This window comes from Halosimplex aquaticum (assembly GCF_028747785.1).
GTDB classification, from domain to species: Archaea; Halobacteriota; Halobacteria; order Halobacteriales; family Haloarculaceae; genus Halosimplex; species Halosimplex aquaticum.
This window is the reverse complement of record NZ_CP118158.1, coordinates 1,708,170-1,733,911: the sequence shown is the minus strand read 5'-3', so window position 1 is coordinate 1,733,911 and position 25,742 is coordinate 1,708,170. Positions and strand designations below refer to the sequence as shown.

The 25,742-nt window shown below is 60.9% G+C and carries 24 protein-coding genes and 4 pseudogenes; 11 read left to right on the top strand and 17 right to left on the bottom strand.

Going from position 1 to position 25,742, the window contains the following annotated elements:
* Positions 1–24 precede the first annotated feature (24 nt).
* Complete coding sequence (locus PSC72_RS08675; protein WP_274325480.1) at positions 25–2,649, top strand: cation-translocating P-type ATPase; 2,625 nt, start codon at positions 25–27, stop codon at positions 2,647–2,649.
* 33 nt (positions 2,650–2,682) lie between these two features.
* Positions 2,683–3,048 (top strand): annotated as a pseudogene (locus PSC72_RS08670) (zinc ribbon domain-containing protein); the annotation flags it as partial.
* A 159-nt stretch (positions 3,049–3,207) separates the two neighbouring features.
* Here the strand turns inward: PSC72_RS08670 and PSC72_RS08665 are convergent.
* The 9 genes and pseudogenes from PSC72_RS08665 to PSC72_RS08625 all read right to left on the bottom strand — a co-directional run.
* Entirely contained in the window at positions 3,208–3,963 is a 756-nt protein-coding gene (locus PSC72_RS08665; protein ID WP_274325479.1) for a plastocyanin/azurin family copper-binding protein, read from the bottom strand.
* A gap of 25 nt (positions 3,964–3,988) precedes the next feature.
* Entirely contained in the window at positions 3,989–4,297 is a 309-nt protein-coding gene (locus tag PSC72_RS08660; RefSeq protein ID WP_274325478.1) for a thioredoxin family protein, read from the bottom strand.
* Positions 4,298–4,467: 170 nt separating this feature from the next.
* Complete coding sequence (locus PSC72_RS08655) at positions 4,468–4,821, bottom strand: SHOCT domain-containing protein (protein WP_274325477.1); 354 nt, start codon at positions 4,819–4,821, stop codon at positions 4,468–4,470.
* Between the two features lie 6 nt (positions 4,822–4,827).
* Positions 4,828–5,244: a DUF302 domain-containing protein gene (locus tag PSC72_RS08650; protein ID WP_274325476.1), complete on the bottom strand. Its 417-nt coding sequence runs from the start codon at positions 5,242–5,244 to the stop codon at positions 4,828–4,830.
* Between the two features lie 108 nt (positions 5,245–5,352).
* Positions 5,353–5,559: an SHOCT domain-containing protein gene (locus PSC72_RS08645; protein WP_274325475.1), complete on the bottom strand. Its 207-nt coding sequence runs from the start codon at positions 5,557–5,559 to the stop codon at positions 5,353–5,355.
* A 167-nt stretch (positions 5,560–5,726) separates the two neighbouring features.
* The gene (locus PSC72_RS08640; protein ID WP_382261498.1) at positions 5,727–7,109 is read right to left on the bottom strand and encodes a multicopper oxidase family protein; all 1,383 of its coding nucleotides are present in this window, start codon (positions 7,107–7,109) and stop codon (positions 5,727–5,729) included.
* A 40-nt stretch (positions 7,110–7,149) separates the two neighbouring features.
* On the bottom strand, positions 7,150–8,298 hold the full coding sequence (locus PSC72_RS08635) for an MBL fold metallo-hydrolase (RefSeq protein WP_274325473.1): 1,149 nt from the start codon (positions 8,296–8,298) through the stop codon (positions 7,150–7,152).
* A 64-nt stretch (positions 8,299–8,362) separates the two neighbouring features.
* Positions 8,363–10,144, bottom strand: a complete 1,782-nt coding sequence (locus PSC72_RS08630; RefSeq protein ID WP_274325472.1) for a 5'-nucleotidase C-terminal domain-containing protein — start codon at positions 10,142–10,144, stop codon at positions 8,363–8,365.
* Positions 10,145–10,360: 216 nt separating this feature from the next.
* Positions 10,361–10,924, bottom strand: a pseudogene (locus PSC72_RS08625) (transposase); the annotation flags it as partial.
* A 147-nt stretch (positions 10,925–11,071) separates the two neighbouring features.
* On the opposite strand from PSC72_RS08625, the gene PSC72_RS08620 reads away from it, so the two are divergent.
* Positions 11,072–11,857 (top strand): sulfite exporter TauE/SafE family protein, encoded by a 786-nt coding sequence (locus tag PSC72_RS08620; protein ID WP_274325471.1) that lies wholly within the window; start codon positions 11,072–11,074, stop codon positions 11,855–11,857.
* Between the two features lie 304 nt (positions 11,858–12,161).
* Here the strand turns inward: PSC72_RS08620 and PSC72_RS08615 are convergent.
* Positions 12,162–12,616, bottom strand: a pseudogene (locus tag PSC72_RS08615) (ferritin-like domain-containing protein).
* A 194-nt stretch (positions 12,617–12,810) separates the two neighbouring features.
* Here PSC72_RS08615 and PSC72_RS08610 point away from each other — a divergent pair.
* Positions 12,811–12,981, top strand: coding sequence for a DUF1059 domain-containing protein (locus PSC72_RS08610; protein WP_274325470.1), 171 nt, complete (start codon positions 12,811–12,813; stop codon positions 12,979–12,981).
* The gene (locus PSC72_RS08605) at positions 12,978–13,184 is read left to right on the top strand and encodes a hypothetical protein (protein WP_274325469.1); all 207 of its coding nucleotides are present in this window, start codon (positions 12,978–12,980) and stop codon (positions 13,182–13,184) included. The genes PSC72_RS08610 and PSC72_RS08605 overlap by 4 nt, the downstream gene beginning before the upstream one ends.
* Before the next feature lie 24 nt (positions 13,185–13,208).
* Here the strand turns inward: PSC72_RS08605 and PSC72_RS08600 are convergent, their stop codons facing one another.
* Positions 13,209–16,040, bottom strand: a complete 2,832-nt coding sequence (locus PSC72_RS08600) for an efflux RND transporter permease subunit (protein WP_274325468.1) — start codon at positions 16,038–16,040, stop codon at positions 13,209–13,211.
* Between the two features lie 276 nt (positions 16,041–16,316).
* On the opposite strand from PSC72_RS08600, the gene PSC72_RS08595 reads away from it, so the two are divergent.
* The 3 genes from PSC72_RS08595 (at position 16,317) to PSC72_RS08585 (ending at position 19,479) form a co-directional block, all read left to right on the top strand.
* The gene (locus PSC72_RS08595) at positions 16,317–16,958 is read left to right on the top strand and encodes a helix-turn-helix domain-containing protein (RefSeq protein ID WP_274325467.1); all 642 of its coding nucleotides are present in this window, start codon (positions 16,317–16,319) and stop codon (positions 16,956–16,958) included.
* Positions 16,959–17,540: 582 nt separating this feature from the next.
* On the top strand, positions 17,541–18,989 hold the full coding sequence (locus PSC72_RS08590) for a dihydrolipoyl dehydrogenase (RefSeq protein ID WP_274325466.1): 1,449 nt from the start codon (positions 17,541–17,543) through the stop codon (positions 18,987–18,989).
* Positions 18,990–19,146: 157 nt separating this feature from the next.
* Positions 19,147–19,479: a DsrE family protein gene (locus PSC72_RS08585; protein ID WP_274325465.1), complete on the top strand. Its 333-nt coding sequence runs from the start codon at positions 19,147–19,149 to the stop codon at positions 19,477–19,479.
* A gap of 232 nt (positions 19,480–19,711) precedes the next feature.
* Here the strand turns inward: PSC72_RS08585 and PSC72_RS08580 are convergent, their stop codons facing one another.
* On the bottom strand, positions 19,712–20,056 hold the full coding sequence (locus PSC72_RS08580; protein ID WP_382261855.1) for a thiol-disulfide oxidoreductase DCC family protein: 345 nt from the start codon (positions 20,054–20,056) through the stop codon (positions 19,712–19,714).
* Positions 20,057–20,293: 237 nt separating this feature from the next.
* Here PSC72_RS08580 and PSC72_RS08575 point away from each other — a divergent pair, with 237 nt between their 5' ends.
* Entirely contained in the window at positions 20,294–20,935 is a 642-nt protein-coding gene (locus PSC72_RS08575; protein WP_274325463.1) for a class I SAM-dependent methyltransferase, read from the top strand.
* Between the two features lie 59 nt (positions 20,936–20,994).
* On the opposite strand, the pseudogene PSC72_RS08570 reads toward PSC72_RS08575, so the two are convergent.
* Positions 20,995–21,405, bottom strand: a pseudogene (locus tag PSC72_RS08570) (class I SAM-dependent methyltransferase); the annotation flags it as partial.
* A 255-nt stretch (positions 21,406–21,660) separates the two neighbouring features.
* Between PSC72_RS08570 and PSC72_RS08565 the strand changes: the two are divergent.
* Both PSC72_RS08565 and PSC72_RS08560 read left to right on the top strand, forming a co-directional pair.
* Positions 21,661–22,152 carry a YeeE/YedE family protein gene (locus tag PSC72_RS08565; RefSeq protein ID WP_274325462.1) on the top strand — a complete coding sequence of 164 codons (492 nt, stop codon included), beginning with the start codon at positions 21,661–21,663 and terminating at the stop codon, positions 22,150–22,152.
* Positions 22,152–22,619, top strand: coding sequence for a DUF6691 family protein (locus PSC72_RS08560; protein WP_274325461.1), 468 nt, complete (start codon positions 22,152–22,154; stop codon positions 22,617–22,619). The genes PSC72_RS08565 and PSC72_RS08560 overlap by 1 nt, the downstream gene beginning before the upstream one ends.
* A 74-nt stretch (positions 22,620–22,693) precedes the next feature.
* Here PSC72_RS08560 and PSC72_RS08555 read toward each other — a convergent pair whose 3' ends face one another.
* The 4 genes from PSC72_RS08555 to PSC72_RS08540 form a co-directional block, all read right to left on the bottom strand.
* Positions 22,694–23,056: a hypothetical protein gene (locus tag PSC72_RS08555; protein WP_274325460.1), complete on the bottom strand. Its 363-nt coding sequence runs from the start codon at positions 23,054–23,056 to the stop codon at positions 22,694–22,696.
* A gap of 52 nt (positions 23,057–23,108) precedes the next feature.
* Positions 23,109–23,498, bottom strand: coding sequence for a rhodanese-like domain-containing protein (locus PSC72_RS08550; protein ID WP_274325459.1), 390 nt, complete (start codon positions 23,496–23,498; stop codon positions 23,109–23,111).
* Positions 23,499–23,650: 152 nt separating this feature from the next.
* Positions 23,651–24,361 (bottom strand): DUF2270 domain-containing protein, encoded by a 711-nt coding sequence (locus PSC72_RS08545; protein WP_274325458.1) that lies wholly within the window; start codon positions 24,359–24,361, stop codon positions 23,651–23,653.
* Between the two features lie 113 nt (positions 24,362–24,474).
* Positions 24,475–25,587 carry an MBL fold metallo-hydrolase gene (locus PSC72_RS08540; RefSeq protein ID WP_274325457.1) on the bottom strand — a complete coding sequence of 371 codons (1,113 nt, stop codon included), beginning with the start codon at positions 25,585–25,587 and terminating at the stop codon, positions 24,475–24,477.
* Positions 25,588–25,742 lie beyond the last annotated feature (155 nt).

Below are 25,742 nucleotides of genomic sequence, written 5' to 3'. Positions count from 1 at the left end.
ACGAGCGCTACCGCTGACCGAGACATGAACTGGTACACCCTGACTGTCGAAGAGATCTTCGACGAACTCGATGGAGGACCAGACGGGCTGGACCCTGAGACGGCCGAGAAGCGTCGCGAACGAGTCGGTCCGAACGAGATCACCGGTGACAGCGGGCGCAGTCCACTACGGATCTTCCTGGCGCAGTTCGAGAGGGCGCTCATCTGGGTATTGCTCGTCGCGGCCGTTCTCTCGTTCGCGATCGGTCACGTGGTCGACGCGGTACTCATCGGTATCATCCTGCTCCTCAACGGTGTCTTCGGTTTCGTCCAGGAGTACCGCGCCGAGCAGAGCCTCGAAGCGCTCCGCGACATGGCATCTCCAACCGTCACTGTCCGCCGCGACGGGACCGAACTGGAAGTCGACGCGACTGACCTCGTCCCCGGGGATATCGTGCTTTTGGGACAGGGCGACGTCGTCCCTGCGGACGGTCGACTCGTCGCGTCCGAGAACCTCGAGGTCGACGAAGCCCCGCTCACAGGCGAGAGCGTGCCCGTCGAGAAGACGACCGGGACGGTCGAAGCGGAGACGCCGCTCGCCGAACGGAAAAACGCGGTCTACAAGGGAACGAACGTCACACGCGGTCGCGGCGTCGCTGTCGTCGTCGAGACGGGAATGGACACGGAGATGGGCGAAATCGCGACGGCACTGATCGGCGCCGAGGACCCGCGGACGCCGCTCCAGCGCGACCTGGACCGGCTCGGTCGGCGCCTCGGGATCGGTGTCGTCGCCCTGTCGGCGCTGATCGTTCCACTGCTCCTCATCGGGGGCAAAGGAGTGGTTCAAGCGGGGTTGACCGCTGTCTCGCTTGCAGTGGCGGCTGTCCCCGAAGGGCTCCCGGCGGTCGTCACCCTGACGCTTGCGCTCGGCGTCCGGCGGATGGCCGACGAGAACGCGCTCGTCCGGACGCTGCCGGCCGTCGAGGCGCTGGGTGCCGTCGACGTCGTCTGTACCGACAAGACGGGGACGCTGACCGAGGGCGAGATGCGCGTGCAAACAGCGTGGGTGTCCGATACCGCCGTCGACGTCGGCAGTGACGACGGGATCGGAGCCGACGGAGACGTTACAGACCGACTCGACCAGTTGTTCGAGATCGGTGCCGTCTGTAACGACGCGACCGCCGAGGAGGGTGACCCGACCGAGCGTGCGCTCGTCGCAGCTGCGGCCGACCACGGGATCGACGTCGAGGCGCGGCGCGAGAGTCGGTCGCGGCGCGACGAGGTCCCGTTCTCCTCCGAGCGCAAGCGAATGGCGACGATCCACGACGACGTGGTTTACGTGAAGGGCGCGCCGGCGGTCGTCCTCGAACGCTCGTCGCGGGTGCTCGGCCCGGACGGTCCAGTGGACCTGGACGAGAAGGCGCGCGCAGACATCGAGGCGCAGGTCGAGTCATTCGCCGAGGACGCGCTTCGGGTCCTCGGATTCGCCTACAAAGACCGCTCAGACGACGGCGGCCCCGAGGAGAATCTCGTGTTCGTCGGGCTACAGGGGCTGCTCGACCCGCCGCGACCCGAAGTCCGGGACGCCATCGCCGACACGCATCGAGCAGGTATCGAGGTGAAGATGATCACCGGGGACAACGCCGCGACTGCGAGGGCCATCGCTGCCGACATCGGTATCGAGTCGGCTGTTCTCACCGGTCAGGAGGTCGAGGAGCTCGACGACGAAACACTCCGGGAACGCGTCGAGGAGGTCGACGTGTACGCGCGGGCCGAACCGACTCACAAAGTCCGGATCCTGCGAGCGTTACAGGCCAACGGTGCCGCGGTCGCCATGACTGGCGACGGCGTCAACGACGCGCCAGCGCTGAAAAACGCCGACGTCGGCATCGCCATGGGCATCCGTGGAACTGACGTCGCCAAACAGGCGAGCGACATCGTCTTGCTCGACGATAACTACACGTCGATACGGACCGCCATTCAGCGGGGTCGGACCATCTTTGACAACATCTGGAAGTTCGTCGCCTACTTACTGAGTGCGAACGCCGCCGAGGTAGCAATCGTCTTTCTTGCGTCGCTCTTCGGGTATCTCATCCTGCCCGCAGTCCAGTTGCTGTGGATCAACCTGCTGACCGACGGTCTGCCAGCGCTGGCGCTCGGGACGGATCCCGGAGGCGACGTGATGCAAAGGGAACCGCGGGAACAGGCGACGGGAATCATCGACCGCGACATGCTCGGATTCGTCGGTGGTGCCGGGCTCATCGCGACCGTCCTCTTGCTGGGACTGATGTTCTACACGCTCGACGGCGCCGCGAGCGTCACGCCATATGCGATGACGATGGTGTTCACCGGGTTGGTTGTCTTCGAGTTCGTCAAACTGTACGTGGTCCGATGGACGAGAGAGACGCCGGTGCTCACGAACCCGTGGCTCGGCGTCGCTGTCGCGGCGTCCCTTCTGCTCCAGCTGGCGGTCCTGTATACACCGCTGAACGAGTACTTCGGGACCGTTCCGCTCGACATCGCTGACTGGGGAGTGTTGGGCGCCGTACTCCTGCTTGGCACACCAGCTCTGCTGCTCGTCGGGTGGCTCATCAGGCGTCACGCAGCTGGAGAGCGTGCAGCGACATCACCACGACGGGCGAGCGATTCACCGGATGCGAAGGTCGACTGACGAATCGTCGGCCAACCCATGAACTGGCGAGTCACACACGAGCAAGTTGAGTACAAGGCGGAGACAGTTGGAATTACTGTGAAACAGGTTGGGTCGGCGTACACGTCGAAACGGTGCGCCGAGTGCGGGTTCACAGCAAGTGAAAATCGTACGACTCGCGATGAATTCTGTTGTCAGAAGTGTGGGTCGGAAGCGAACGCCGATTACAACGCGGCGAAAATTATTGGAATGCGGTACGTCCGCCGGGGCCAACAGTCGTCTCGGCGGACGGGCAACAGTCAGCTTGCCCTGAAGTCTGGAACAGTGACGCCGAGCGGTGGATTCACCGCCCACCCGGACGGGTTCGAGGCCGAGTTCATGGACAAGCCCCACCCTCCACGAGCGAACCCCCAAGGGTGAGCGAAGTAGGGTGGGGTCGTTGACTGTGATTTCGACTTAGACTGCGATGAAATCGAACCGCTCAAATTTTGAATCCGTAGTAGAATGGCTCTCTGAATACTTCTATCGTGAGCGCTTCTGGACGCCCGGGTGGGGAATCGTCGTGGGCCTCCGGTAGCTTCAGTTTTCTTGATTCGCCACTAATCGCTCACGACGCTTCTGAAACTCTTCTTCGTCGATTTCGCCTCGTGCGTAACAACGTTGGAGGGTTTCCATTGCGGAATCGTCACTCTCTGGAGGTGGATCACCTCGACCCAGTGCCCAGTAGAGGAGTCCGCTGACCAGCCCCAGCATTCCGAGTGCCCCGCCGACGAACGGCAGCCCACCGAACCATCCACCGTTCCGGCCGTTCATCATTCCAGGGCCAGAACCCATCCCGGGCCCCCTCATTCCGCCACCGGAGCTCCCGTCACCACCGTTGCTGGACCCATACGCTATCGCCCCCTGTTCGACGATCGCCTCGCTCTCGGGCACGTCACCGTCCGGAATCGGACTGTCTTCGGCTGGACCGCCAGGGCTGCCGACGACGATGCGACCGACCATCCCGACCGACTTGTGCGGAATGCAGTAGTAGTCGTACGTGCCCGGTTCCTCAAACGTGTACTCGAACTCTCCCGACGAGATGGTCCCACTATCGAATGCGCTGGCATCGGATGGAATCCGGTTCTCGTAGGCCGTTGCCGAGTGTGCACCGGCTGCTATCTCGAAGCGGACGGTCGTGCCGGGTTCGACGTGGAGCCCGATCGGGTCGAAGTAGTTGTTGCCCATCTTCACGACGGGCGTCTCCTGTGCGCTGGCTGGCTGAGAGAGGCCTGTGCTGGCGACTGCGCCGGCACCGAGCACTCCCAGAAACTGACGTCGACTATAGTTCGTCATATGAGTTGAATCGGTCGCTGGTTCGTTATCCACGCACAACATCAACGAGGCGCTGGGCGAATCCAGATGACTGCTCGGTCGCGCTCTCGATAGCTGAGTCCAAGTCGTTCCGGTCGACGATGCCAATGAATTCGGCGATCTGTTCACCGTTCGCGTAGACGAGTGTCGTCGGCGACTTCCGGACGCCGTATTCCTCGGCCGTTTCCAGATCTTTCTGGATGTCGACCTCCCGGAACTCTACGTCCGGATACTTGTCCTCGAGGCCGTCGTTTTTCTCCCGTTGTGTTGCGCATGCTCCGCATGTCTCTTGGGTGAAGAGGATGACTTCGGTCACATAGTATACTACGGTATTGGGACTTAACCACATTACTATTCAGAATCGTAAGCTGAGAGACCTCCATCTCTTTGATTCGAAGGCGCGCTCACACAGTGGTGATCGGGAGTAGCATCACGAATTCGATCACGCAGGCGTGGGAATACGCACCTTGGTGCGTACTCGTTGGCTCACTCCGACCGTTCGAGTCTCTCGCGGCGGGCTTCGAACTCTTCGTCAGTGAGGTCGCCACGAGCGTATGCCGTGCGGAGTTCCTCCATCGCGGGATTTCGAGACGTCTGCGTTTCGCTCATGCGCCGGAAGACGAGGTAGCCACCGCCGAGGATGATGAGGAGGAAGATGATCGGGACGAGCATCCCGATGAACGGCCACCACCCGCCAGTACCGCCATACTGGCCCATCATCCCGCCGTACCCCATCATTCCGCCGAATCCCATTCCCATTGTGAGCAACGGGAGCACGATGATCGCTCCGAGGATCAGGAGGAGGATGGTCGTGGTGTCGAGCTGGTTCGACGAAGCCATCGGAGATCAGGCCTCCGACGTGGATCCTAGTTCGTCGGTGACGGCCGAGAGAACACGCTCGAAACGCTCGTTGACCTCGGTCGCGATGGAGTCGAGCGCATCGTTGTCCGCGATACCGACCAATTGCTTTGGATCGACGGCACTCACAACGATATCGCCGTCATCGGTTTCGTAGACGATGACGTTACACGGGAGGAGTGCGCCGAGTTCGATCTCTTCGGTCAGTCCCTCGTACGCCAGCGGAGGATTGCACGCACCGAGGATACGGTACTGTCGAAACTCCTCGCCGAGTTTTTCCTTGAGCGTCGCCTGGATGTCGATGTCACAGAGGACGCCGAATCCTTCGTCTTCGAGCGCTGCGATCGTCGTGTCGACGACGTCGTCGAACTCGCCGGTGACTGACGTCTGTATTGTGAATTCCATAAAATATCATACTCCGTCCAGGGGGTTAACGCTTGGGTGCCACAACGGCGGGTGTTGGGGGTATGGTGCATCTGCTGGAACAACAACTGTTCCGGTCATCCGAAACGTTCAAGCTGTTTTTCGCCGTCGATCGAATTCGTCGTCCGAGAGCTCACCGCGGGCGTAGCGCTCGCGGGGAACCGACAGCGACTGCTCATCGTTCTCGCCGGATCCTCGATTGAGGAGTGCATAGACGATGTAGAGCGGGACGGCGATGAGGAGCCCCATCCTGAGGAGTCCCACGAGCAACCAGCGTCCGAGTGTGAAGTTGGTCATTGTCTTTCTCCTCGGTTACTCGTAGGACCGCTCGGGTGTTCTCGACGTGGTGTGAATCCGCACAGGAGAACGTTTGGGAACGCGTATAGAGTGTTCTAACCGTTTTTCAAAAATCGGACCGTTCATCTATGCCGAATACTGTGGTTTGCACAAGATACGACCAGTGGTCACTCGACGTATCTCACGACACGCGCCATCCCTGCATCGAGATGGTACAGGTTGTGACAGTGGAACAACCACCGGCCGGGGTTGTCGGCATGGAAGTCGATCGTCACCTGCCCTCTATGCCCGGGCACGATGACTGTGTCTTTGATTGCGTCGCCGACCTGGAAGAAGTGACCGTGAAGGTGCATCGGGTGAACGACTGGGCTCCGATTGGTCATCCGAATCCGGACGTGTTCGTCGGGCCGGATCTGGAGCGGGTCGGCGTCCGGGTAGGCCTGTCCATCTATCGTCCACGTGTATGACTGGCCCCTGCCGCGTGAGAGCGTCAGGTCGAACGTTCGATCCGGCTCTCCACTCACCCCGTCGAGCGAGGAGATCGCCTGCAAGTCCCCGTACTGCAGCCGGTTACTGGCCGACGACGGGCTCTGTGGGCTCCCTCCGCTAGCTGACTCGTACTCGACGACGGCTCTGGCGGGTGGTTCGTTTCCATCGAGCGCATTCGCTTGAACGGCCCACGTGCCCGGATTCGTCGCCTCGATCACGGCGTCGTAGCGCTCGCCGGCTCCGAAGACGAACGAGTCCACGTCGATGGGTTCGACGGGTCGCCCATCGGCGTGGGTCACCGTCATTTCGTGGCCGGCGATTCGTACACCGAAGACTGTCGCGCTGCCGGCGTTCACGAACCGGAAGCGGATCCGCTCTCCTTCTGCCACTTCGAACGTCGGTGGATCTGCTGGAAGCCGGCCGTTGATCAGGAGGCCCTCGTACGGCGGTCGAACGTCCCCCATCATCCCGCCTCCCCCGCCCATTCCACCATCGCCGCCCATCCCCCCGTCCGACGGAAGTTCCGGCTCTTCGGGGAGGTAATCGTCGACGATGACGACGTACTCGCGGTCGTACTCGACGTGTGGGCTGCGTTCTTCGACGATCAGTGGGCCGAACAATCCCCGGTCAAGCTGGAGCCCGACGTGACTGTGGTAAAAGTACGTTCCCGCGGGTTCGGCACGGAACGTATACGTGAATGTCTCGCCGGAATCGATCGGGTCCTGGGTCACGTTCGGCACGCCGTCCATCGGATTCGCGACGGGAATCCCGTGCCAGTGAATCGTCGTCTTCGCCTGGAGATCGTTGGTCAGTTCGACGCTGAGCACGTCACCCTCCTGGACGCGTAGCTCCGGCCCTGGGAATTGACCCTCGTACATCCAGTTGGTCGTCGACGTCTCGGGGGCTGGCCGAATGGTCCCGGACGCCGCAGTGAGGTTGACGGACGTATCTGGCTCGGCCGTAACTGTCGAGCGGGGCGTCACCTCACGACCCCCTCCGTCGCCGGAACCCGGTAGCTGACCGGAACAGCCCGCGATCACGCCGAGAGTGGTCGCTCCCATCAGCTGGAGGAGGCTGCGACGGGAGAGCGAGTGCTGTGTTCTATGCGGCACAGTTGTTCGGCCCCAGTTCGAGTTCCGTCGCCTCGGTCTCGTCGTCGACGGTGTCTTTGCCGGTGTTGATGGCGATGACTGCCTCGTAGTTCGGGGGCTTCTCCGGGACGTCCTCGGTCAGGCGCTCGACGAACGCGTCGCGGTCCAGCCCGAGGAAGTCGAGTTCGTCGCGGAGGTCCCCGAGTCGGGCCTCGAGGGGTTCGCCCGGCGAGCCGTTCTCGTAGCGCCCGTCGCTCGTGACGGTGAGGTGACCCGGCAGAATCGTCGTGTCGTCTGGGAGGTCGAGGATGGTCTCGTGGAGCGAGTCGTACAGCAGTTCCGCTCCACGGGAGGCGTCGTCCTCGCCGAACTGGAGTTCCGTCCGTCCGACGGAGTCGACGAACAGCGTATCGCCCGTCAACAGGAGTTCCCCGTCGACGAGGTAGTTCATCATCTCCGAGGTGTGCCCGGGCGTGTGCAGCGCCTCGATCTCGACGTCGCCGACCTCGACGACTTCGCCATCCGATAGCGGTTCGTATTCGTACTCGACGCCGCGCTCGCTGGCCCCTTCGCCGAGGTAGTAAGGCACGCCGACCTCGTCGGCGAGTGCCGAACCGCCCGAGATGTGGTCGGCGTGGACGTGCGTATCGAGAACGCGCGTGATGGAGAGTCCAGCGTCCTGGGCGGCGACCTTGAACTGGTCGGTCTGTCTGGTCGCATCGACCACGACGGCCGCGTCCGCCGCTTTCGAACCGACGACGTAGCCGAGACAGCCCTTCGCGCGGCGCTGGACCTGCCGAACGACGAGGTCCTCGCTGGCCGTCTCGATGGGGACGACCTCGTAGAGTTTGCTCCACGCCTCCATGCCGCCAGTGACGACCGAGAGGTCGTCGTAGCCGTGCTCGTCGAGTTCGAACGCGAACGGCGTCGAAGTCAAACCCTTCCCACAGATAGCGACGACCGGCTGGCCGTCGACCAGTGCGTTCACCTCGTTCAGTTGGTCCTCACTCAAGCCCTCGTCAGGGTCGTACGGGACGTTCTCTGCGTCGCGCACGTGCCAGGCCTCGAAGCTGTCTTCGGGACGCACGTCGATGAGCGTGAACTGTTCGTCGGCGTCGATCCCGTCCGCGAGTTGTTCCACAGTAATGTTTTTGACCATCGTATCTCACCTGTGTCGTGCCGAGTGTGCCGTCCGTCGGATCCGTCGCGTTCGCCGTCGCCGTCTAGCGCGTTCGATTACGCCCTTCGTCGGGGAAAGTGTTCCTGCCCGGAATCATGGACGTCTCGCAGTAGGCCTCACCGCCCTGATAGTCGACGCCCGGTTGGATGAACGGATACGGTCCGTCTGCGGGCGTGTTCTGGGCTCGGCCGCCATCGTCTGCACTCTCGACCAGCCCCATCACCTCATAGTCGACGGGCGAGTGGTCCTCGAGATACTCGACGATGACGTCGACCGGTATCGTCTCGTCGTCGACCTCGACGTCCTGGAACGGGAACCCGCAGTTGCCGAGGTCGCGTTCGGGATCTCCGGGCCGGCGGAACGTCGCCACCGAGTACGTCTCCTCCGGGTCGACCGTCTCGGAGTCGATTCGCAACTCGACGAGGCGACGGCCGCGCTTCGCGGTCGGGTCGACGGTCACCTCGACGTTCGAGGAGAAGTTGCGGACGCGACCGTCCTCCTGGTCGTAGGGGTACGGCGTGAAGTTGTCTTCGAGGAACTCCTCCATGTGGTTCGTGAGTTGCTGTCCGTAGGCGACACCGCGGGCGACGGGTGTCGTCATCGGGAAGAACGTGTACAGTTCGCCGAGCGTGATGTCGCCGGGCGGGATGGCAGTCCCATACCGGAATCCGTGCGAGACGGCGAGGTCGGTGTCGAAGTGGGTCCGGAGTGCGTCGTTGAACAGCGTGTTCCACGCGCTCTCGAGGAACGACTGCCGGTAGAGTGGGTTCTCCGTCCGGCCGACGACCGTATCCAGCGGCCGGTCGAGCGTGCCCGCGCCTCGCTCGAACCCCGGGTCGTCCTCGAGGAAGGGCGCGCGCACGGCTTCGACTGTCTCCGCCGCGTCGGCGTCCGGCTCTGGCGTGTGCTCGCCGTCCTCGGTCAGACAGTAGAGATGATGACGGAACTGTATCTCCCCGTCTCGAACTCGGAGGTCCACACGGCCGAGCGCCTCGCCCATCCCGGACTCGACGACCACGGTTTCGGTCTCCTCGACGACGATCGGGTCGTAGGTGTACTCGTGGGTGTGCGCGCTGAACATCACGTCCACGCTCGGACAGTCCTTGGCGGCCTGGACCATCCACGGGAGGCCGATCTCGGTGACCGCGACCACGACGTCCGCGCCGTCCTCGCGGGCGGCCCGTGCGGACTCTTCGAGGAGTGCGGGGTGCTTGCCGAAGCGGTACTTCCCCTCGGAGAACGCGGGCGCCATCCGGTCGACGTAGACGTTCGTCATCCCGACGACGCCCACAGAGAGGCCACCGACGTCGAGGATGCTGTACGCGTCGTACAACCGCTCGTCGGTCTCCCAGTCGTAGAGGTTGTTCGCAAGAATCGGGGCGTCGAGGTCGTCCATCAGCTCCACGAAGTTGCCATCCTCGGCGGCCTCGTTCGAGTAGTCCCAGTTGCCGGGGACGTAGACGTCGGGGACGACGTGCTCGTTGACTGGATCGAGCATCGCTCGCCCATCGGTGTAGGTGGTCACGGCGGAGCCGTGGAACGTGTCGCCGCTCATGAGCGTACAGACATCGTGGTGCTCGCGGAGTTCGTCGAGTTTGGCCGCGAGCAGGGGAATCCCGCCGCCGCGCTCGACGACGCGGTCGTCGTCTCCGAAGTCGAAGTCCGGCGTCGACGTCGGGTTGTCGTAGTAGACCTGGTGGCGCGGCGTCAGTTGCCCGTGGAGGTCGCTGACCTGAGCGAAGACGGCGTCGGGGGCGCCCGCACCGTCGCTGGCAGGGTCGCCACCGAGTGACGCCCACTCACCGAGTGCCGTGGTATCGGTCATCGTGACGGGAGTACAGCTACGCGCTCCGACTGTTCATGACTTGGGGTTACTGTTTGAAAGATCACACAAATCCAGCTACCAACACCGCATCGCAGAAGACCGGGCTCCATATCCGAGAGGCACGCTCCCGAGTTGGACACACAAACTAGGCCTCGACCTGAGAGCGATTGCGAACTATGGCCGGGGACGTCTCCCTTCGGCTCTCCGGGGTAATTATTCGGCGTCGTAGCCGCGGTCGGCAGCGAGACTCCGCAGGTCGCCGGCGTTGCGCCGGGCGACCTGCGGGCCGATTTTCGCATCGTGTTTCTTCGAGGTGGTCGAGTGGATGTCGGTGATGTACAGCGTCTCGACATCCACGAGAGCGGTGACTTTCAGCGCTCGAACGCGGTAGTGGGTGCGGTTGGCGTAGTGGCGTCTGGGTTGGTCACGGTCGAAGCCAGTCTAATCGATAGCAGCGTGACCGGTGCGTTTCTCGGCGGTTCCGCCGAGAAACGCACGCCACGTCGTGTTCGGAATACATGCAAACCACGTGTGGAGGACAGTGTAGTGGGGAAGCCGCGTGAGGCCAATCTCTTCGAGGATGCCGGGCATCTCGCTGAGCAAATCCACCGCAACACGGTGGGATTTGCCCAGCTCGATCCGGAGTGCATGGAGCGTGAGCATCGCCCATTCGGCGAACCCGCCTCCCCCTTCGGGGTCGGCGGGTTCGTCCGGATTAGAGGCAACTGATTTCGCCTTAGCGACCGTAACACGCGTGAGGAGACGGAATTCCGATACCAAAACATTCTGTCTCTTCGCTTTCTACGGCAATAACGCAGTCGCGGCGTCTCCGTCTAGCGAAACTATAGAGCCAATTATTCTAAGGTAGGAAGCCGTACGACCGTCTACAGAGATGCGCCCACTGACTCGTTCGTTGAGGCGGTATCGATGACGAGCGACTGGGTGACGACCGGGTTGTCTGCGGTCGTCATCCTCGTCGCGGCTGCCGTTCACGGTATTGCTGGGTTCGGCTTCGCGCAGGTGTCGATGGGCATAATGCCGCTGTTTCGGTCGCCCTCGAGCGCGTCGATCATCTTCACGGCAACGGCGGTGGTGGCCAACGCCCGCGTCTGGTGGAGCGTCCGTGACGCCTTCGACTGGGAGAAGTGGATCGTCCCCGTCGGTGGTCTCGTCGTCGGGATGCCGCTCGGCATCGTCGTGTTCAGTCGGTTCGACGCGGCACAGATGCGCGTCGCCATCGGAGCGGTTCTCGTGCTGGCGGTCATCGTCGTCGGCGCGACCCAGCAACTCGATACGATCACGGACTGGATCGAGGAGAAGGACTACCGACCGGGGAAGATAGTCGGCGCGACCGCCGGGCTGCTCGCCGGAATTCTCGGCGGCGCCGTCGCCGTTCCCGGCCCGCCGATGATCGTCTACGGGGCCTTCATGTCGGCGAGCGGGTTCTGGAGTGACGAGGAGATGAAGGCCACGTTCACCGCCTTCTTCGGGACGCTCATGCTGTACCGCCTCGGGAGTCTCACGTACACGGGAGCCGTGACGACGCCACTGATGATCGAGGCTGCCGTCGCCGTTCCGATGGTGTTCGTCGGTTCCTGGGTCGGCGTGTACATCTTCGACAACATCCCCGAGCGCATCTTCCAGTGGCTCGTACTGGTGCTACTGACCGTGAACGCGTTCGTCCTCCTGTTTACGTCGATCCCGGAACTCTAACCGTTTCAGCTGTCCTCTGTCCGAGGGATCCGGTCCCTCGGTGCCGCCGTATCGTTCCTCTTGGACTATCGACGACCCCTTCTCTATCCGGTGGGAATCGTGTATACGGCGGTGCGGTTCCCGCTCTGGTATGTAGCGAACGTCGGCGAATTCACGACGATCGGGTGCGTAGATAAAACACTACAAGGAGTGCTCATCGTCGTTCTCGCATACTTCTACTGGAAAGCACGACGGGCTCCCAAACCCGATCGTGAAACGATTACCGCCCGAGTATTCGAACTTACGCGCTTAGTGATGGGAGTGCTCAGTCGTTCTGATACTCCTTTTCGAAGCCCCGGAATTCGGTTCGATGGGCTTCCTCGTCGACAAGAATCGTCACTGCGAGGTCTTCGGTGGCCGGATCGTCGGCGCCCCAGGCAGCGTCGATGAGCGACCGATACGTCTCGATAGGGCCCTCTTCAGCGTCGAGAACGCCTCGGATCACCAAAAGCACGTTGGTCGAATCCTCGGGCGGTTGCAGCGAGTCCTGCCGAGCAGTGAACTCCGCCGAGCTGGGCGGTCGGGCGTCCACCTGTTTGAGTCGATTTCCAAGTTGTCGGGCGCGGGTCAGTTCCTCCTAAATGTCTTGCTGGAGGCTCTGCTTGATCTCTTCGGCACGGAGCCGTCCAGGACGATCGCGTTCGTCTGGTAGTTCATCACGGTCTCCATCTCGTCGCCGTAAGCCTTCTGGAGCAGGTCGATGACACGGTCAGAGGTCATAGGAGTGACACTACCAGCTAGGCGCCGATATACCCGTCGCTGATTCCCGTTTTCCCGAAACGCTCTGAATTATCACGCAGCCCCCGGATTGAGGCGCTGTCAGTTCCGTCGAACCCCTCAGCAGTCGAGATACAGGACGTCACGGACGGTATTCGGGGGATGGATTAACGAGTGTGTGGACGCATACCGTACACATGGCGTATCAATTCGAGTGTGCGGCCCCGGACTGCGTGTTCCTGATCCGGGCCGCGGACGAAGAAGAGGTCATCGCACAGGTCCAACGACATTCGGAAGAACGACACGAGAAATCCCCACCGCCCGAGGACGTAATCCGCGAGCGAATGGAGACCGTCGACGTCGAGTGATACTGCTGGACTCAGTCCCCGTCGAGCCAGGCACGGCGAAGTCGGTCGACTTCTTTTGGAGTGATGTCGTCACGCTCGACTGCGATCTCGATGTCGGCGTCAGTGACCACACTCCGCTCGAGCGCGCGTTGGAAGATATCCTCGACGACAGTGGCCATCTCGTCACCGTCGACCGCATTGGTCTCAGCCGCGTTACCGGGTGATTCTGTCGCTGTAACTGTGTTAGATCAGTCCGATCCGGCACCTCGTTTGATAAACCTCGTCCAGACGACGAGCAGGCTCGGGAGGACGAACACGCTGGCGAGGAACGCGAAGACGATCGTCAGCGCGGTGATGAGGCCGAACGACTGGAGGAACGGCAGGATCGTGACGAGTAACACGGCGAATCCGCTGGCAGTCGTCACCGCGCTCGACAGCAGGGCGCCGCCGGTCCCGGTTACGGTCTCGTGTAACGCCGCTGCAACCGTCTCCGCTTCGGCGAGTTCCTGATTGAATCGCTCGCTGATGTGGAGGCTGTAGTCGACGCCGAGCCCAATGGTGAGTCCAGTGATCATGCCGGTGACGATGTTGAACGGGATGTCCAGCAGCGCCATCGTCCCGAGCACCCACGTTAGGGTGAACGCGACAGGCAGGATCGTGACGACGCCAAGTGACGCGCTCCCTTCGGTGACCCGGTAGGCCACTGCGAGGACAACGAGGACCGACGACAATGCAACGACAAGACTCAGTAGCGCCGTCTCCGCGAGCTGGTCGGCCGTGATCTGGTTGACGATGACGTCACCGGTCGCGATGACGGAAACACCTGCCCCATCGGCGTCGTCAGCAATCCACTCCATCTGGTCGCGGACGACATCGCCGTCGGCTCCACTGTCGACGGTCACGACCATCCGGACGGCCTGGTACTCGCCGGCTTCCCGGTGGACGACGTCTGCGGCCTCCTCGGATGCGACCCGGTAGAGTTCGTCGTAGACGGCGGTCACGTTTTCGTCGGGGATGCCGTCACCGTCGGTGTCGGCGGCCGACAGCGTCCGGTTGAACGACTCGTTGTTAGCCGCGACGCGGTCCATCACCGTGATCGGGTCGGTCACTGCCGGCTCACCGTCGGCGTACGTCTCTGTCGCCGACATGTCGCTGGCGTTCGTGCGTGCCGCGTCGAGCCGGTCGAGTGTCGCGGGATCAGTCACGTCGCCTCTGACGAGTATCGTGGCCGTGGTATCCTGTCTGACGAAATCCCGGTCCAACGTGTCTATCGCCGTCTCCGCCGTGTACGTCCCCGGCGCTATCGGATCAGGAAGGTCCTTCAGCCAGTCGTCGGGATCCTCCGCGAGGAAGTCCGACTGCTCGAAACTGGCGTCGATGTCTGTTGCTCCGTAGGCACCTGCGGCGCTGACGAGGAGCGCAACGGCGATGACGACGTAAGGAGCCTTCGTCGCGAGTGTCGCACCCGTATCGAGGAGGTGATTGACCGGCCCGCCCCCGGTTCCGACGGCTGGTTTCACCCGATCGATTCCCCGGCCTTCGAGCAGTTCGTCGAGTTCGATTTTCAGAGCCGGAACGAGGAGGCCGAAGACGAGGAGCGTGGCCACGATGCCGATGGCGCTGAGGACGCCGAGTTCGCGGAAGACCGCGAGCGGGCTCGTGAGATTCGAGAGGAATCCGATGACAGTCGTCGTGGTGACGTAGACGAGTGCGACCCCAACACTCCCGAGCGCGACAGCCATAGCCCGACTGGGTGGTGTCTCGCTGGACCCTCGGGCCTCGCGATAGCGCATCACGACGTGGAGGCCGTAGTCGATAGAGAGGCCGATCAACAGGACGAGTACGACGATGAACGGCTGGCTGAACGCGATTTCGAACCATCCCATCGCACCGAACGTCCACACGAGGACGAGAGCGATCCCGAGGAGCCCGAGCAGGATGTCGAGCAGGTCCCGGTAGACGACCACGAGCACGAGCAAGACGAACGCGACGGCCAGCGGGCCGACCAGCAGGACACTGTCGATCATCGAGTCGGTAATCTCCGTGGAGACGATCCCGTCACCGTAGACCAGGACGGACATCGAGTCGTCGTTCGGCGCCAGGTCTGTCATGGCGGCCTGCGCGTTTTCGATCTCGTCGGGCGCGTCACCGGGCGCGAACGACCCGCCCGCTGTCTCCTGGGTCACGACGATCAGTGTCGCATTTATCTCGGTGGTTCCCGGTTCGTAGTAGTCGGGCATGAAGGCGAGTGCTCGTGCCGACCCGTTCGAATCTCCGCCCAGTACGTCCGCGACGAGGGTATCGACTTCCGAATCGTTCAGCGACCGGAGTTTCTCGGTCTGATTCTCAAGTGTGGGGTCGAGGTCCGCTAATTCCCGCCTGTCCTCGGCGAGGCTTGCGTACTCGTCCGCGAGTGTCTGTTCCGTTACGTTCCCCGTCCTGTCTCTCGTCTCGTTGTGGGCCCCGGCCGTCGCGGTTCTGTCGGTCGTTGCGTTTCCATCAATCGATTCGCGTCGCTCCTCGACAGCGTCTGCGAACAGCGTGTAATCCTCCTCCGTGAGAGTCACTGACGTGTTGGCGTCGACGGCACCGAACGCGAGGCGGACGCTCGCGTTCGGGTTGCGTGCGAGCGAATCGAGGGCATCCGCGAGTTCCGTCTCTGTCCTGGCCAATTCGCGTTCGCGAGTCTGAAGCTCAACGGCCCGGCTATCGCGGATCGCTGCAGTCGCAACCAGGTTCGCGACACTTTGGGTGGGGTCGTTCTTGACGAGTGTCTCGTTGACTGTTTCGTTGGTCTGGAGCGCTCGCTCGTATTCGAGCATGGAAACGAGCGTCTCCGTATCGAGGACGTCGTCGTCTCGGACGATGACCTGTGCGGACGTTGTGTCCGTCGTCCCGCTAGAGAAATTTGTGTCGACGTAATCGAGGGCATCAGCCTCATCGGCGTCGGTTTGGAACTGGTCGAGCGATGTCGAGCGGTCGACCATTGGCGCTCCAGCGGCGACCACCGCGGACGCGATGAGCATGACCGCGATGACGAGCCGAGCATTGCCCGTGATCCACTCGCTCGTGTCGAACATTACTGAAGACTCACCCCCGGTTTCGAAGACGTGGACGAGACACGAGACACAGCAGTTGCCTCGTCACGCTTGAGGCGAGACAGCGTTCCGTAAACAGATATCCGGACGACGGGACATTGAGAGTCCAGTCCCATTGCCACGTATTCGTGGAGTATCGACATTACGTGTCTGTATACTCCTCGGCCGGTTAGTGATCAGTGCGAATTATCGAGAGTGACCCTAATATATTCGTAACTACCGCTATTATAAGCGGTCTGTTAGGGTGACCGACCGACGATGCCACACGCGAAACTCGCAATAGATCTTCCAGATCATACCTGGATTGGTGACCTCTCAACCATTCATCCGGAGGTAGTGTTCCAGGTCGTCACGAGTATCCCAGGTGAAGGAACCGGTATCGGACTCGTCCGACTCATTGCGACCGACCCGTTGCCAATCATCACCGACATTCAAGCTCGTGACGACGTCGAGGACCTTGAACTGCTTTGGAAACACGACGACGAAGCGCTCCTCCAGATACAGACAGCGAATCCGCTCCCGCTCCTCCCGGTCTGGCGGGCCGGCGTGCCGCTCAAGATGCCCTTCGACATCCAGGATGGGGAGGCCACGTGGGAGGTGACGACGTCGACGAGTCGCCTCTCGAGCCTCCGCGACCACCTCGACGATCTGGGCATCGGATTTTCTATCGAGTACGTTCGTGAAATCGACGCGAGCCAGGCTGACCAATTGCTGACTACCCGCCAGCAAGAGGTGCTGATGGCCGCCGTCAAAGCCGGTTACTACCGCGCACCACGGGAATCGACGTTAGGTGACGTGGCCGAGACGCTCGGCGTCGCGAACGCAACGTGTAGCGACGTGCTCCATCGTGCCGAGGGCCACATCATCCACTGGTTCGTCGAGGAGCACATGGAAGCATAACTCGTCCGGGGTGCGCGTCGACGGATCCGCACCACGCTACGATAGTTGGTGTCGCGTCACAGAACCATTCACGGATCGGTCGGGTCAGGGACTTGCCACGGACGTTCGACGCCGATGGTTACCCCCCCGGGACGTCCTCCGGCTTGGGTTGCTCCTGAAAGCGGGCAGTGGGAACGGGTTCGATACCTTCGGCTTCGAGTCTGCGATTTTCCTGTTCGACTCGGACGCTGAGAAGCCGCTGAATTTCTCGCATCCGGAACGCCATCGTACGGAGCTCGTCGCGCTCGGAGGTTCCTGAATTCGGGTCGCTATCGGGTTGATCTGATGCGTCACTCATCGTGTTATTATTTCACATGCTGGTATTTAGTCTCCGGGTCGAGACACGGTTCCGAAGGGTGCTAAGATGTCAAACGTGAAGAGGAGCAATGCACAGATCGGCTGTCTCTCCATACGGACGATGGGGTGATTTTCGGGCTATCGCAGTTGGCCTCCCTTCTGCTGTGCACGGAGCGTCATATATCGGGAGAGTGTGGCTGTATTGTTGACTATAACATACAACCGTGAGGCACCCGTTGGCTCTACATGGAGGAGTTCGATTTTCTGGTCATCGGATCCGGGTCTGGCCTGGACGTAGCAAACGTCGCCGTGAACCAGGGACTATCAGTAGCTATCGTCGAGAAGGGTCGGATCGGAGGTACGTGTCTCAATCGTGGCTGCATCCCGTCGAAACTGCTGCTGTATCACGCAGACGTGCTGGAAACGGTCGAGAGCGCGCATGAATTTAATATCGAGACGGAGGTGACCGATATCGCGTTTAGCGATATTGTCCACGAGGTCAACGAAGATGTGAAAGGAGATTCGGAGTCTATCCGTCGCGGCCTCCGACAGTCTCCGGACCACACGCTTGTCGAAGGGGAGGCACAGTTCGTCGATGATCGGACCGTAGAGATTGTGGCCGGCGACGACGAAGGAAGAACCATCCAGGGCGACACGGTTCTAATCGCAGCTGGTACCCGCCCCTGGATAGCGGATATCGAGGGTCTGGACGATATCGATTATCTGACGAGCAAGGAGGCACTCCAGCTAGAGGAACCGCCCGACCACCTCGTCATCGTCGGTGGTGGGTATATCGCCGCAGAGCTCGGGCATTTCTTCGGTACCTTCGGGAGCGACGTGACTGTTATTGGGCGTCGCCCTCGCCTGCTCCCCCAAGCCGATGAAGAAACTGCAGAGGCCTTCACTGAGCGATTCTCAGAGCGATTTACGGTTCACACCGGTCACGAAGCCACGACTGCCGCGCAGGACGGTGACGACGTGACTGTTGAGGCACGACCGTACACGTACGGCGACGACGCCGGCGTGACTGGCGGGGAAGAGGCGACCGTGAGCGTGACGGGCGATGCACTCCTGGTCGCAACCGGTCGTACCCCGAACACCGACTTACTACACGTCGAAGGGACTGGAGTTGAGACTGATCAGCAGGGCTTTATCGAGACCGACGAGTATCTGCGGACGACTGCCGATGACGTGTGGGCCCTCGGTGACATCGTCGGAGAGTACCTGTTGAAGCACAGTGCCAATCACGAGGCACAGGCAGTCACGTGGAACATTTTCGGCGACGAGCTAGACCCGGTCGATTACACGGCGATGCCGTTTGCTGTCTTCACTTCTCCCGAGGTCGCCGGCGTTGGAAAGCGTGAACAAGATCTCCGAGGTGCCGACCGCGAGTACGCTACAAACACATACCGGTACGAAGACACGGCCCGTGGCGATGCGATGAAGGCCGAGGGATTCGTGAAGGTACTCGTCGATCTCGACGGAGAGATACTCGGGTGTCACATCGTCGGCCCTGATGCATCGACGCTCATACAGGAGGTCGTCGTCGCCATGAAAGCCGGAACCGGTTCAGTACACGACATCCGCGAGTCGGTCCATATCCATCCGGCTCTCCCGGAAGTCGTCCAACGGGCGTTCTCCGGTCAGTTCACACAGCAGGGTCACGACCACCATCATCACCATCACGACCATTAGATCCCCGTCGCTCACTACATACTCCGTGGAAGTACTCGAGTCAGGGCCGCTGGACCGGGTAGTACCGCCGTATGGGGACGACAGCCTCCCTGCTAGATGTCGATACGAGTAGCAGTAACATCAGTTTCTTTATCCGGAACTGGGGGATAGTACGCGTATGAAGGCCGTTTTCCATCACTCGGACGCCGACAAGCACTCCCAGGTCCTGGGTAACGTTGAAAACCTCCTCGACGACGACACGCTCGACCTCGAATCTGTCGCGCTCGTCGCGAACAGCGGGGGACTTGGACTCCTCACCCGGGACTCTGACCATCGGGATGGAGTTGAGGCCCTTCAGGAACGCGGTGTCGACTTCAAACAGTGCGAGAACACGTTGGAGGGGACCGACGTCACTCCGGACGACCTGCTAGACGGCGTCGAACTCGTCTCGTCAGGCGTCGGAGAGCTGACGCGTTTGCAGTCGGGCGGGTACGCGTACATCGTCCCGTAGGCGTTCCGAGTATTCGCTCCGCCGTCACCACCAGAATGGACGACTCCGGCGGATAACCTCGCGCTTGACATGGAGCCCGATGGCCGAGATTGCCAGCTTGTCTATCACTCGTTGCACTTTGCTATTCGCGTGAACACGGAACTCGTGGCTGTTTAGATGGCCAGCAATCTCGGTCCATACCCGCCTGGCCGCAATTTGAGGTCTAGCCTTTCCGGAGTACTCCATCGGATGACTACGGCAGCAGTCTACCGATCAAGGGCCGGTTTTCGGCCACGAGTCGATATACGCGATCGCGGACGGCACCATAGCCGGGGATCCGTCGTAGCGCCGGCAGTGCCGCCGATGGTGGGAGTCCAGTCCGCTCGTAGGCGCGTTCCATTGCTTCGCCACAAGAGTAGACACTTTCGTTAACGATCAAGTGTGCGCACCGCTCGTACTCGGTTGGGAGCCACGTGCGCAACTCGTCGTCCAGGTCCGAAAAGCCCACAATCCCGATGTCCGACCGACGCTCGACGTAGTGTGCCGCACGCGTACAGATTCCGCAGTCGTCGTCGTACACGAGCGTCGGGGACGACATCCTCATGGAACCTCCGTGTGCGCGTTCGCCCTGCGGACGCAAAACGCTGGTTCTACAGTAGAAATTGTATGCAGTGGAACACTCGAAGGCTCTACTCCAATTCGAGAAAATCGGTGGAGGGGTTCAGTAGTCCCATCGTTGCGGCGAAAATGATGGACTGACGGAGAATCTGTGAGGGCTCTCGAAAGCCGTCGATAGCGCCTTTGGATACTTCAGGCAGACGGCCATAGCCAATGCATGGACGGCCGACAGGACCCATCACATCCACTATTCGCTGCGATATACGACCCGGCGTTGGCAGTCGTCGAGCGAACGCTACTGCGTCCTCATCGCGGCTACTTGGTCGAAGATCTTCACGGTACGGTCCTCGATATCGGTGCCGGGACCGGGGCTATGTTCTCGTACTTTAACGCCGTCGCCCATGGGGGCGTCTCGTTCCATGCGATCGAGCCCGACCCCTATATGCGACGGCAGGCCATCGAGAAAGCGGACGAGTTGGGACTCGAGATCGATCTCCGATCAGCGGGCGCCGAATCGCTCCCGTACGAGGACAACTCGTTTGACGTCGTGATCGCCTCGATGGTCTTCTGTACGATCCCGGATATCGAGGCGGCGTTGTCGGAGGTGGCCCGTGTGTTGCGGCCCGGCGGCGAGTTCCGCTTCTTCGAACACGTACTGGATGACGGGTGGCGCGCTCGCGTCCAGTCTCTTATTGCACCGCTCTGGAAGCGGGTCGCAGGTGGATGTCACCTGACGAGACAGACCGCGTCAGTGTTCGCCGCCGACCGATCGTTCGACGTCGTCGAGGTCGATCGGATGAACCTCGGCGTGACGCCGATACGACCGTTCGTTCGAGGCCGATTGCGGAAACGAGCATGAGCGATAGGTGATCGGCACCACTTGTCGCCCTGTACGGGTCGTGGCCTCCCTCCAGACTTCTATTTCGCCGTGGCGACTAGGAGGAACGTCTCCGGCCGGACGGCTTCGTGTTCGATGCGGAACCCAGCGTTCGACAGTGCGTCTGCCGCTTCCGTGACGGTGAACCGCTCGTCGAGGGGTGGGCCGACGTCCCCGGCCCCGGTCGCGCTCCAGTCGACGATGACGAGTTGTCCCTCGGATGCGAGGACGCGATCGATCTCGACGAGCGCGTCGTCGCTCGCGAACTCGTGGTAGGTCATCGTCGAGAAGGCGGCGTCGACCGAACCCGCGTCGAACGGGAGGTCGCTCACCTCGGTGGTGAGGAGGTCGACGTTCTCGGGGATGCCCTTCTCGCAATAGTAGTCATGCATCTCCTCCTGTACGTCAACGCCGTACACGGTCCGCGCGTGGGGCGCGACGTCGTCTGACAGCGACGCCGTGGCTGCTGACTGATGTTAGGGTATTCCTCCCAATGTGAGCTCACATCGGGTCGCGAAATTGTAGTATATTGGGGAGACAGCTAGAACGCTTATCCGACATAATCGACTAGATTCCCTGATGCCTGCATACGATTGGCGTGCCCGCTACGGTAACGGCCCGCTGCAGCCCGAGGCACTAATCGAGAGTGCACCGGATCCGATAAACTCTGTCTGCAAAGTGAATCCGCTCTTGGGTGACTGCGAATTATGAACGCCATGCTCCTATCGCTCTGGGCCGAGCTGTTCCCACGGGGAATAACGCAGTATCTCGTTGGGGGCCTCTTCGTCGGCCTGGGAATCGCAGTGATCTACCTCGGAACTGGAATCATAGCGGGAAACAGTACGTTCCTCGAGACGACGCTGTCGTACGTTTCCGACCTTCCGCGCTTCCAGCGTGAGAAGTACGTCACGTCGCGCGACTGGCGAGTCGTCTTCGCGCTCAGTATCGTCGCCGGTGCTGCGCTCTATGGGCTAGTTCTTACGCCCGGTATCTTCGTCACAGACGTCCAGTGGTGGCGGCTGCTCGGCGGTGGCGTCCTCGTGGGAATTGGAACCCGAATCGGCAAAGGCTGCACGTCGGGCCACGGCGTATCTGGGATCGCGTCGCTATCGCGAACGTCGATCGTGAATGTCCTACTGTTCATCGGGGTCGCAATCATCACTGCCCTAATCGTCGCCGCACTGGGGGTGACTCCCTGATGAGCACCACGTCCCGGCAGCCGCTGTTCACGCTAGTCATCGTCGTCGGCGGACTCCTCCACGGATTCGGACTAGCGTACAGTGGAATGGCTCGCCCAGAAATCGTGCTGGACTTTCTCCAACTAGAGGATCTCGGACTACTCTTCGTGATGGGCGGTGCCGCGCTGGTTATGGGATTTGCAATCCGTTTGGGAACGGAGGTCCTTGATACGGCCCCGTTGACGGGGGACCGTTACACCAAGCGCGAGAAGTCCTACGACCGAAGCGTCGTCGTCGGTGGTATCGTCTTCGGCGTCGGGTGGGGGCTCTCGGGTATCTGTCCCGGTGCAGGATACGCGAGTCTCGGCATCGGGAACTACGAGATCCTCTGGGCCATCGCCGGAATGTTCATCGGCGCCTATCTGCAGGGTCTCTGGCGCGCTCATCGAAGTTCAACAGATCGGGAGTCACCAGCTACTGGGGACTAGCGTCTATCGTTTTAGACGACTTTCCGTTCGGTACTTCGATGCCCGCGGCTAACTCAACCGCCGAACCAGGAGCGTCACGAATACTCTCCCGCGATGTACAACGCGATTGTCGCCCCACCGAAGATGATCGTCGCGTAGGTTACGGGCATAAAGAAGCCTCCGTGATGGGACTCGATGAGATGGAAGAGGCCGATTCCGAGTGGCACCCCACCAGTAAGGACAGCACGTGTGAGGGTCCGGTCGTTGACCGCCGCGAGAAGGATCGCGTAGCCGAAGAAGCCACCGGCGAACACCCAGGGAGGGATACCGAGTGCTGCTGGTTCGCCACGCATGAGGTCCTGCCCTGCATGCATGAACGCTGCCGCAATCGCGAGCCATTCTGTGTAGCGTGTCAGAACGGAACGAATCCCGGTTGTTCTTGGAGATGACTGTCCCATTGTTACACTAGCTTCCTCCCGTGGCTGTCTGCGATTTGCATTTGATTTTTGATCATCTATCGGACGGAACGGCGCTAGGGATCAGCTGGCGTAGCAACGAGAGGCCACGATAGACGAGTGTTCCCTCGGTATAGTGTCGCCAGCCTGTATATCCACCATTCAGTGTCATAGCGTTGTATCCCTGGTCCCGAAGATAGTTCGTCGCTTTCTGAGCGGCGATACCTGCCTTGCACACGGTAACGACAACCGTCTCGCTCGGGATCTTATTGAGAAAGGAATCGAGAGCATGGGTGTCCCCACGCTGTAAATCGTCGTAGACCGGCGCATTGAAGCTGCCCTCGATATGCCCCTGCTGGTAGTCCGTCTGTGGGCGGATATCTAAGATGAACACGCTCTTCTCGGAGCGACGGTCGTCGAGTTGTGACGGCCCGATATTTCCCATAATTCACAATACTGCTCTCTATCACTATAGCGTTGGCCTTCGACGGGAGATCCACGGCCCCGGAAGAAAGCGACTATGCGACCACGATGACGCTATCCCTCAGGCTCTATTTCTGAATAGGGGTGGAACGTGCGGAGCCCCAGGAGGGACCCTTAGCTGTCTTGCCTTTCGCGGAGGTCTTCGTCTTTGAGTTCTGTCTCGGCGTACCACGTCCGGGGCCGAACAGCAATGAACAGGAGCGCTCCGAAACTGATGACGACGATGGCAATTACAAGGAAACCAGGTGCGTCCCCGATCGCTGCGCTGGCAGGCACGGGAATATCCGCATAGGCAGTGATACGAATGACCCAGGCACCAAGAACGATGGTTAACAGGGGGAGGTACACGCGACGAAGCCTGTGAGCGATGGCTTCCTCCATCGTAATTTTGAGTTGTGGTTGTCGGTAGTCGCTGCTCAGTTCGGCCCGCCAATTTTGGTCTTCGAGCCCTTGGGATGGGTCAAGGCCATACGCAAAGACGTTCTTTTGTAAGGTCCGCATTCGGGACCGCCAAATATCGTAGCCCCGATACCGTCTTGCCTCGAATACCAATAATGTGATGAGAATTCCGCCACCGAGAAGTAACACATAGTGTGGATTCGTAGGACTCGAAAATGACCATGTTAGGATGGCGGCTATTACGATAATTGCCCAGTTAGTAGTTCGGTCGAGACGTTCACGCCAGAACCTCATTCGATGGATTTCTCCGCGATACAAGTGAGCCATTGACCCGCTGGGCCCCATCTCTTCATCGAGGAGTCCCTGTCCGACCTCCCGTTGCTCCGGATCAGCTGGATCGATATCTTTGCTCGAACTTCTGCTCATAGGCGTATTCGATGGTCGCTTCGGCTAATGATCCATCGGTTTCGTCTTGAGAATTGGAGACGACAGGGGGTGTTACGGCCAGTGATTACGGACTGAACCGCTTCGATGCGTCGTTAGTTCGCAGCGCAGTTGTTCGGACCGAGTTCGAGGTCCGACGCGTCCGAGGTTAGCGGCTCTTTGCCCCAGTTGATGGCCTTGATCTGGTTGTAGTTTGCAGGTTCGTCCGAGAGGCTCTCGACGATAGTGTCGACGAACTCCTCGCGGTCGTTCATGCTGAACAATTCGTTGTCCTCTTCGAGCTGACCGAGCGATGTCGCGAGCGGACGGATGTCTTCGTCGTTGAAGTGGCCCGGTAGGACGACCGTGTCATCAGGCAGCTCAGCGAGTCGGTTGAGGCTATCGAAGAGCTCCCCCGCACCCTCTCGAATGTCAATCTCGTCGTTCCCTTCAAGATCTGGTCGACCTACGCTGTTGAGAAACAGCGTATCGCCCGACAGCAGTGCGCTGTCCCACGTGAGTGAGATGCTTCCGGGCGTGTGGCCGGGCGTGTGGAGGACTTCGAGATCGCGGTCGCCGACGATGACCGTGTCGCCGTCTTCGATCCCATCGTACTCATCGAGTTCGCCGGCGTCGATCGAGTTGAGGTAGTAGGGGACGTCCAGTTCGTCGGCGATGGACCGCCCGCCGCTGATGTGGTCGGCGTGGGCGTGGGTGTCGAGCGCACCGACGATGTCGACGTCGTGTTCGTCGGCGACCCCCTGATACTTGTCGACGTACAGGCTCGGGTCGACGATGATCGCCTCGCCGTCGTCGTGGACGAGGTACGAGACGCAGCCCGTACCTGGGCGGACGATCTGGGTTACGCCGTCGACGTCGGTCTCGTAGGTTACGTGGACGCGTCCCCAGCCGCTCATCCCGTCATCCATCGTCTTGGCGTCGTAACCACGCTCACGGAGGAACTCAGCTGCATCCGTTGACGTGATGCCGGCGACGCACACGACAACTATCTCCTTGTCTTTCGGGATCTCGTCGAGAGACGCCTCGAGTCCGGTGAAGTTCCCGTCGAGGAGCTGGTCGTAGATGGGGACGTTGTGACTTCCCTCGATCTGCCACTCCTCGTAGTCGTCCCTGTTACGGACGTCGAGGATGAACAGCTCATCGTCCTCACGGCGATCTGCCACTTCGTCGGGTGTCATCGTGTGATCTGCGTATCCAGTCTTGCTCATATCAGGAAATACTACGGAACACAGACTGAAAAGTCTGGCGCGACATTGGGGCCACTCTGACCGATGGAATCCGGGTATATTGCTTTGTTCGGCGGTTCAACCGTTCTATTGCCACGTACCGCAGAGCCATCCGATATTGTAGATACGGATGAATA

Bases quoted from the DNA above. Each gene is read 5' to 3' on its own strand.
- PSC72_RS08650 (WP_274325476.1), bottom strand. From the start codon at position 5,244: ATGGAATTCACAATACAGACGTCAGTCACCGGCGAGTTCGACGACGTC.
- PSC72_RS08575 (WP_274325463.1), top strand. From the start codon at position 20,294: ATGGACGGCCGACAGGACCCATCACATCCACTATTCGCTGCGATATAC.
- PSC72_RS08655 (WP_274325477.1), bottom strand. From the start codon at position 4,821: ATGGCTTCGTCGAACCAGCTCGACACCACGACCATCCTCCTCCTGATC.
- PSC72_RS08555 (WP_274325460.1), bottom strand. From the start codon at position 23,056: ATGGGACAGTCATCTCCAAGAACAACCGGGATTCGTTCCGTTCTGACA.
- PSC72_RS08540 (WP_274325457.1), bottom strand. From the start codon at position 25,587: ATGAGCAAGACTGGATACGCAGATCACACGATGACACCCGACGAAGTG.
- PSC72_RS08620 (WP_274325471.1), top strand. From the start codon at position 11,072: ATGACGAGCGACTGGGTGACGACCGGGTTGTCTGCGGTCGTCATCCTC.
- PSC72_RS08590 (WP_274325466.1), top strand. From the start codon at position 17,541: ATGGAGGAGTTCGATTTTCTGGTCATCGGATCCGGGTCTGGCCTGGAC.
- PSC72_RS08665 (WP_274325479.1), bottom strand. From the start codon at position 3,963: ATGACGAACTATAGTCGACGTCAGTTTCTGGGAGTGCTCGGTGCCGGC.
- PSC72_RS08580 (WP_382261855.1), bottom strand. From the start codon at position 20,056: ATGTCGTCCCCGACGCTCGTGTACGACGACGACTGCGGAATCTGTACG.
- PSC72_RS08565 (WP_274325462.1), top strand. From the start codon at position 21,661: ATGAACGCCATGCTCCTATCGCTCTGGGCCGAGCTGTTCCCACGGGGA.
- PSC72_RS08610 (WP_274325470.1), top strand. From the start codon at position 12,811: ATGGCGTATCAATTCGAGTGTGCGGCCCCGGACTGCGTGTTCCTGATC.
- PSC72_RS08630 (WP_274325472.1), bottom strand. From the start codon at position 10,144: ATGACCGATACCACGGCACTCGGTGAGTGGGCGTCACTCGGTGGCGAC.
- PSC72_RS08640 (WP_382261498.1), bottom strand. From the start codon at position 7,109: ATGGGAGCGACCACTCTCGGCGTGATCGCGGGCTGTTCCGGTCAGCTA.
- PSC72_RS08545 (WP_274325458.1), bottom strand. From the start codon at position 24,361: ATGAGCAGAAGTTCGAGCAAAGATATCGATCCAGCTGATCCGGAGCAA.
- PSC72_RS08600 (WP_274325468.1), bottom strand. From the start codon at position 16,040: ATGTTCGACACGAGCGAGTGGATCACGGGCAATGCTCGGCTCGTCATC.
- PSC72_RS08560 (WP_274325461.1), top strand. From the start codon at position 22,152: ATGAGCACCACGTCCCGGCAGCCGCTGTTCACGCTAGTCATCGTCGTC.
- PSC72_RS08635 (WP_274325473.1), bottom strand. From the start codon at position 8,298: ATGGTCAAAAACATTACTGTGGAACAACTCGCGGACGGGATCGACGCC.
- PSC72_RS08550 (WP_274325459.1), bottom strand. From the start codon at position 23,498: ATGGGAAATATCGGGCCGTCACAACTCGACGACCGTCGCTCCGAGAAG.
- PSC72_RS08585 (WP_274325465.1), top strand. From the start codon at position 19,147: ATGAAGGCCGTTTTCCATCACTCGGACGCCGACAAGCACTCCCAGGTC.
- PSC72_RS08645 (WP_274325475.1), bottom strand. From the start codon at position 5,559: ATGACCAACTTCACACTCGGACGCTGGTTGCTCGTGGGACTCCTCAGG.
- PSC72_RS08595 (WP_274325467.1), top strand. From the start codon at position 16,317: ATGCCACACGCGAAACTCGCAATAGATCTTCCAGATCATACCTGGATT.
- PSC72_RS08675 (WP_274325480.1), top strand. From the start codon at position 25: ATGAACTGGTACACCCTGACTGTCGAAGAGATCTTCGACGAACTCGAT.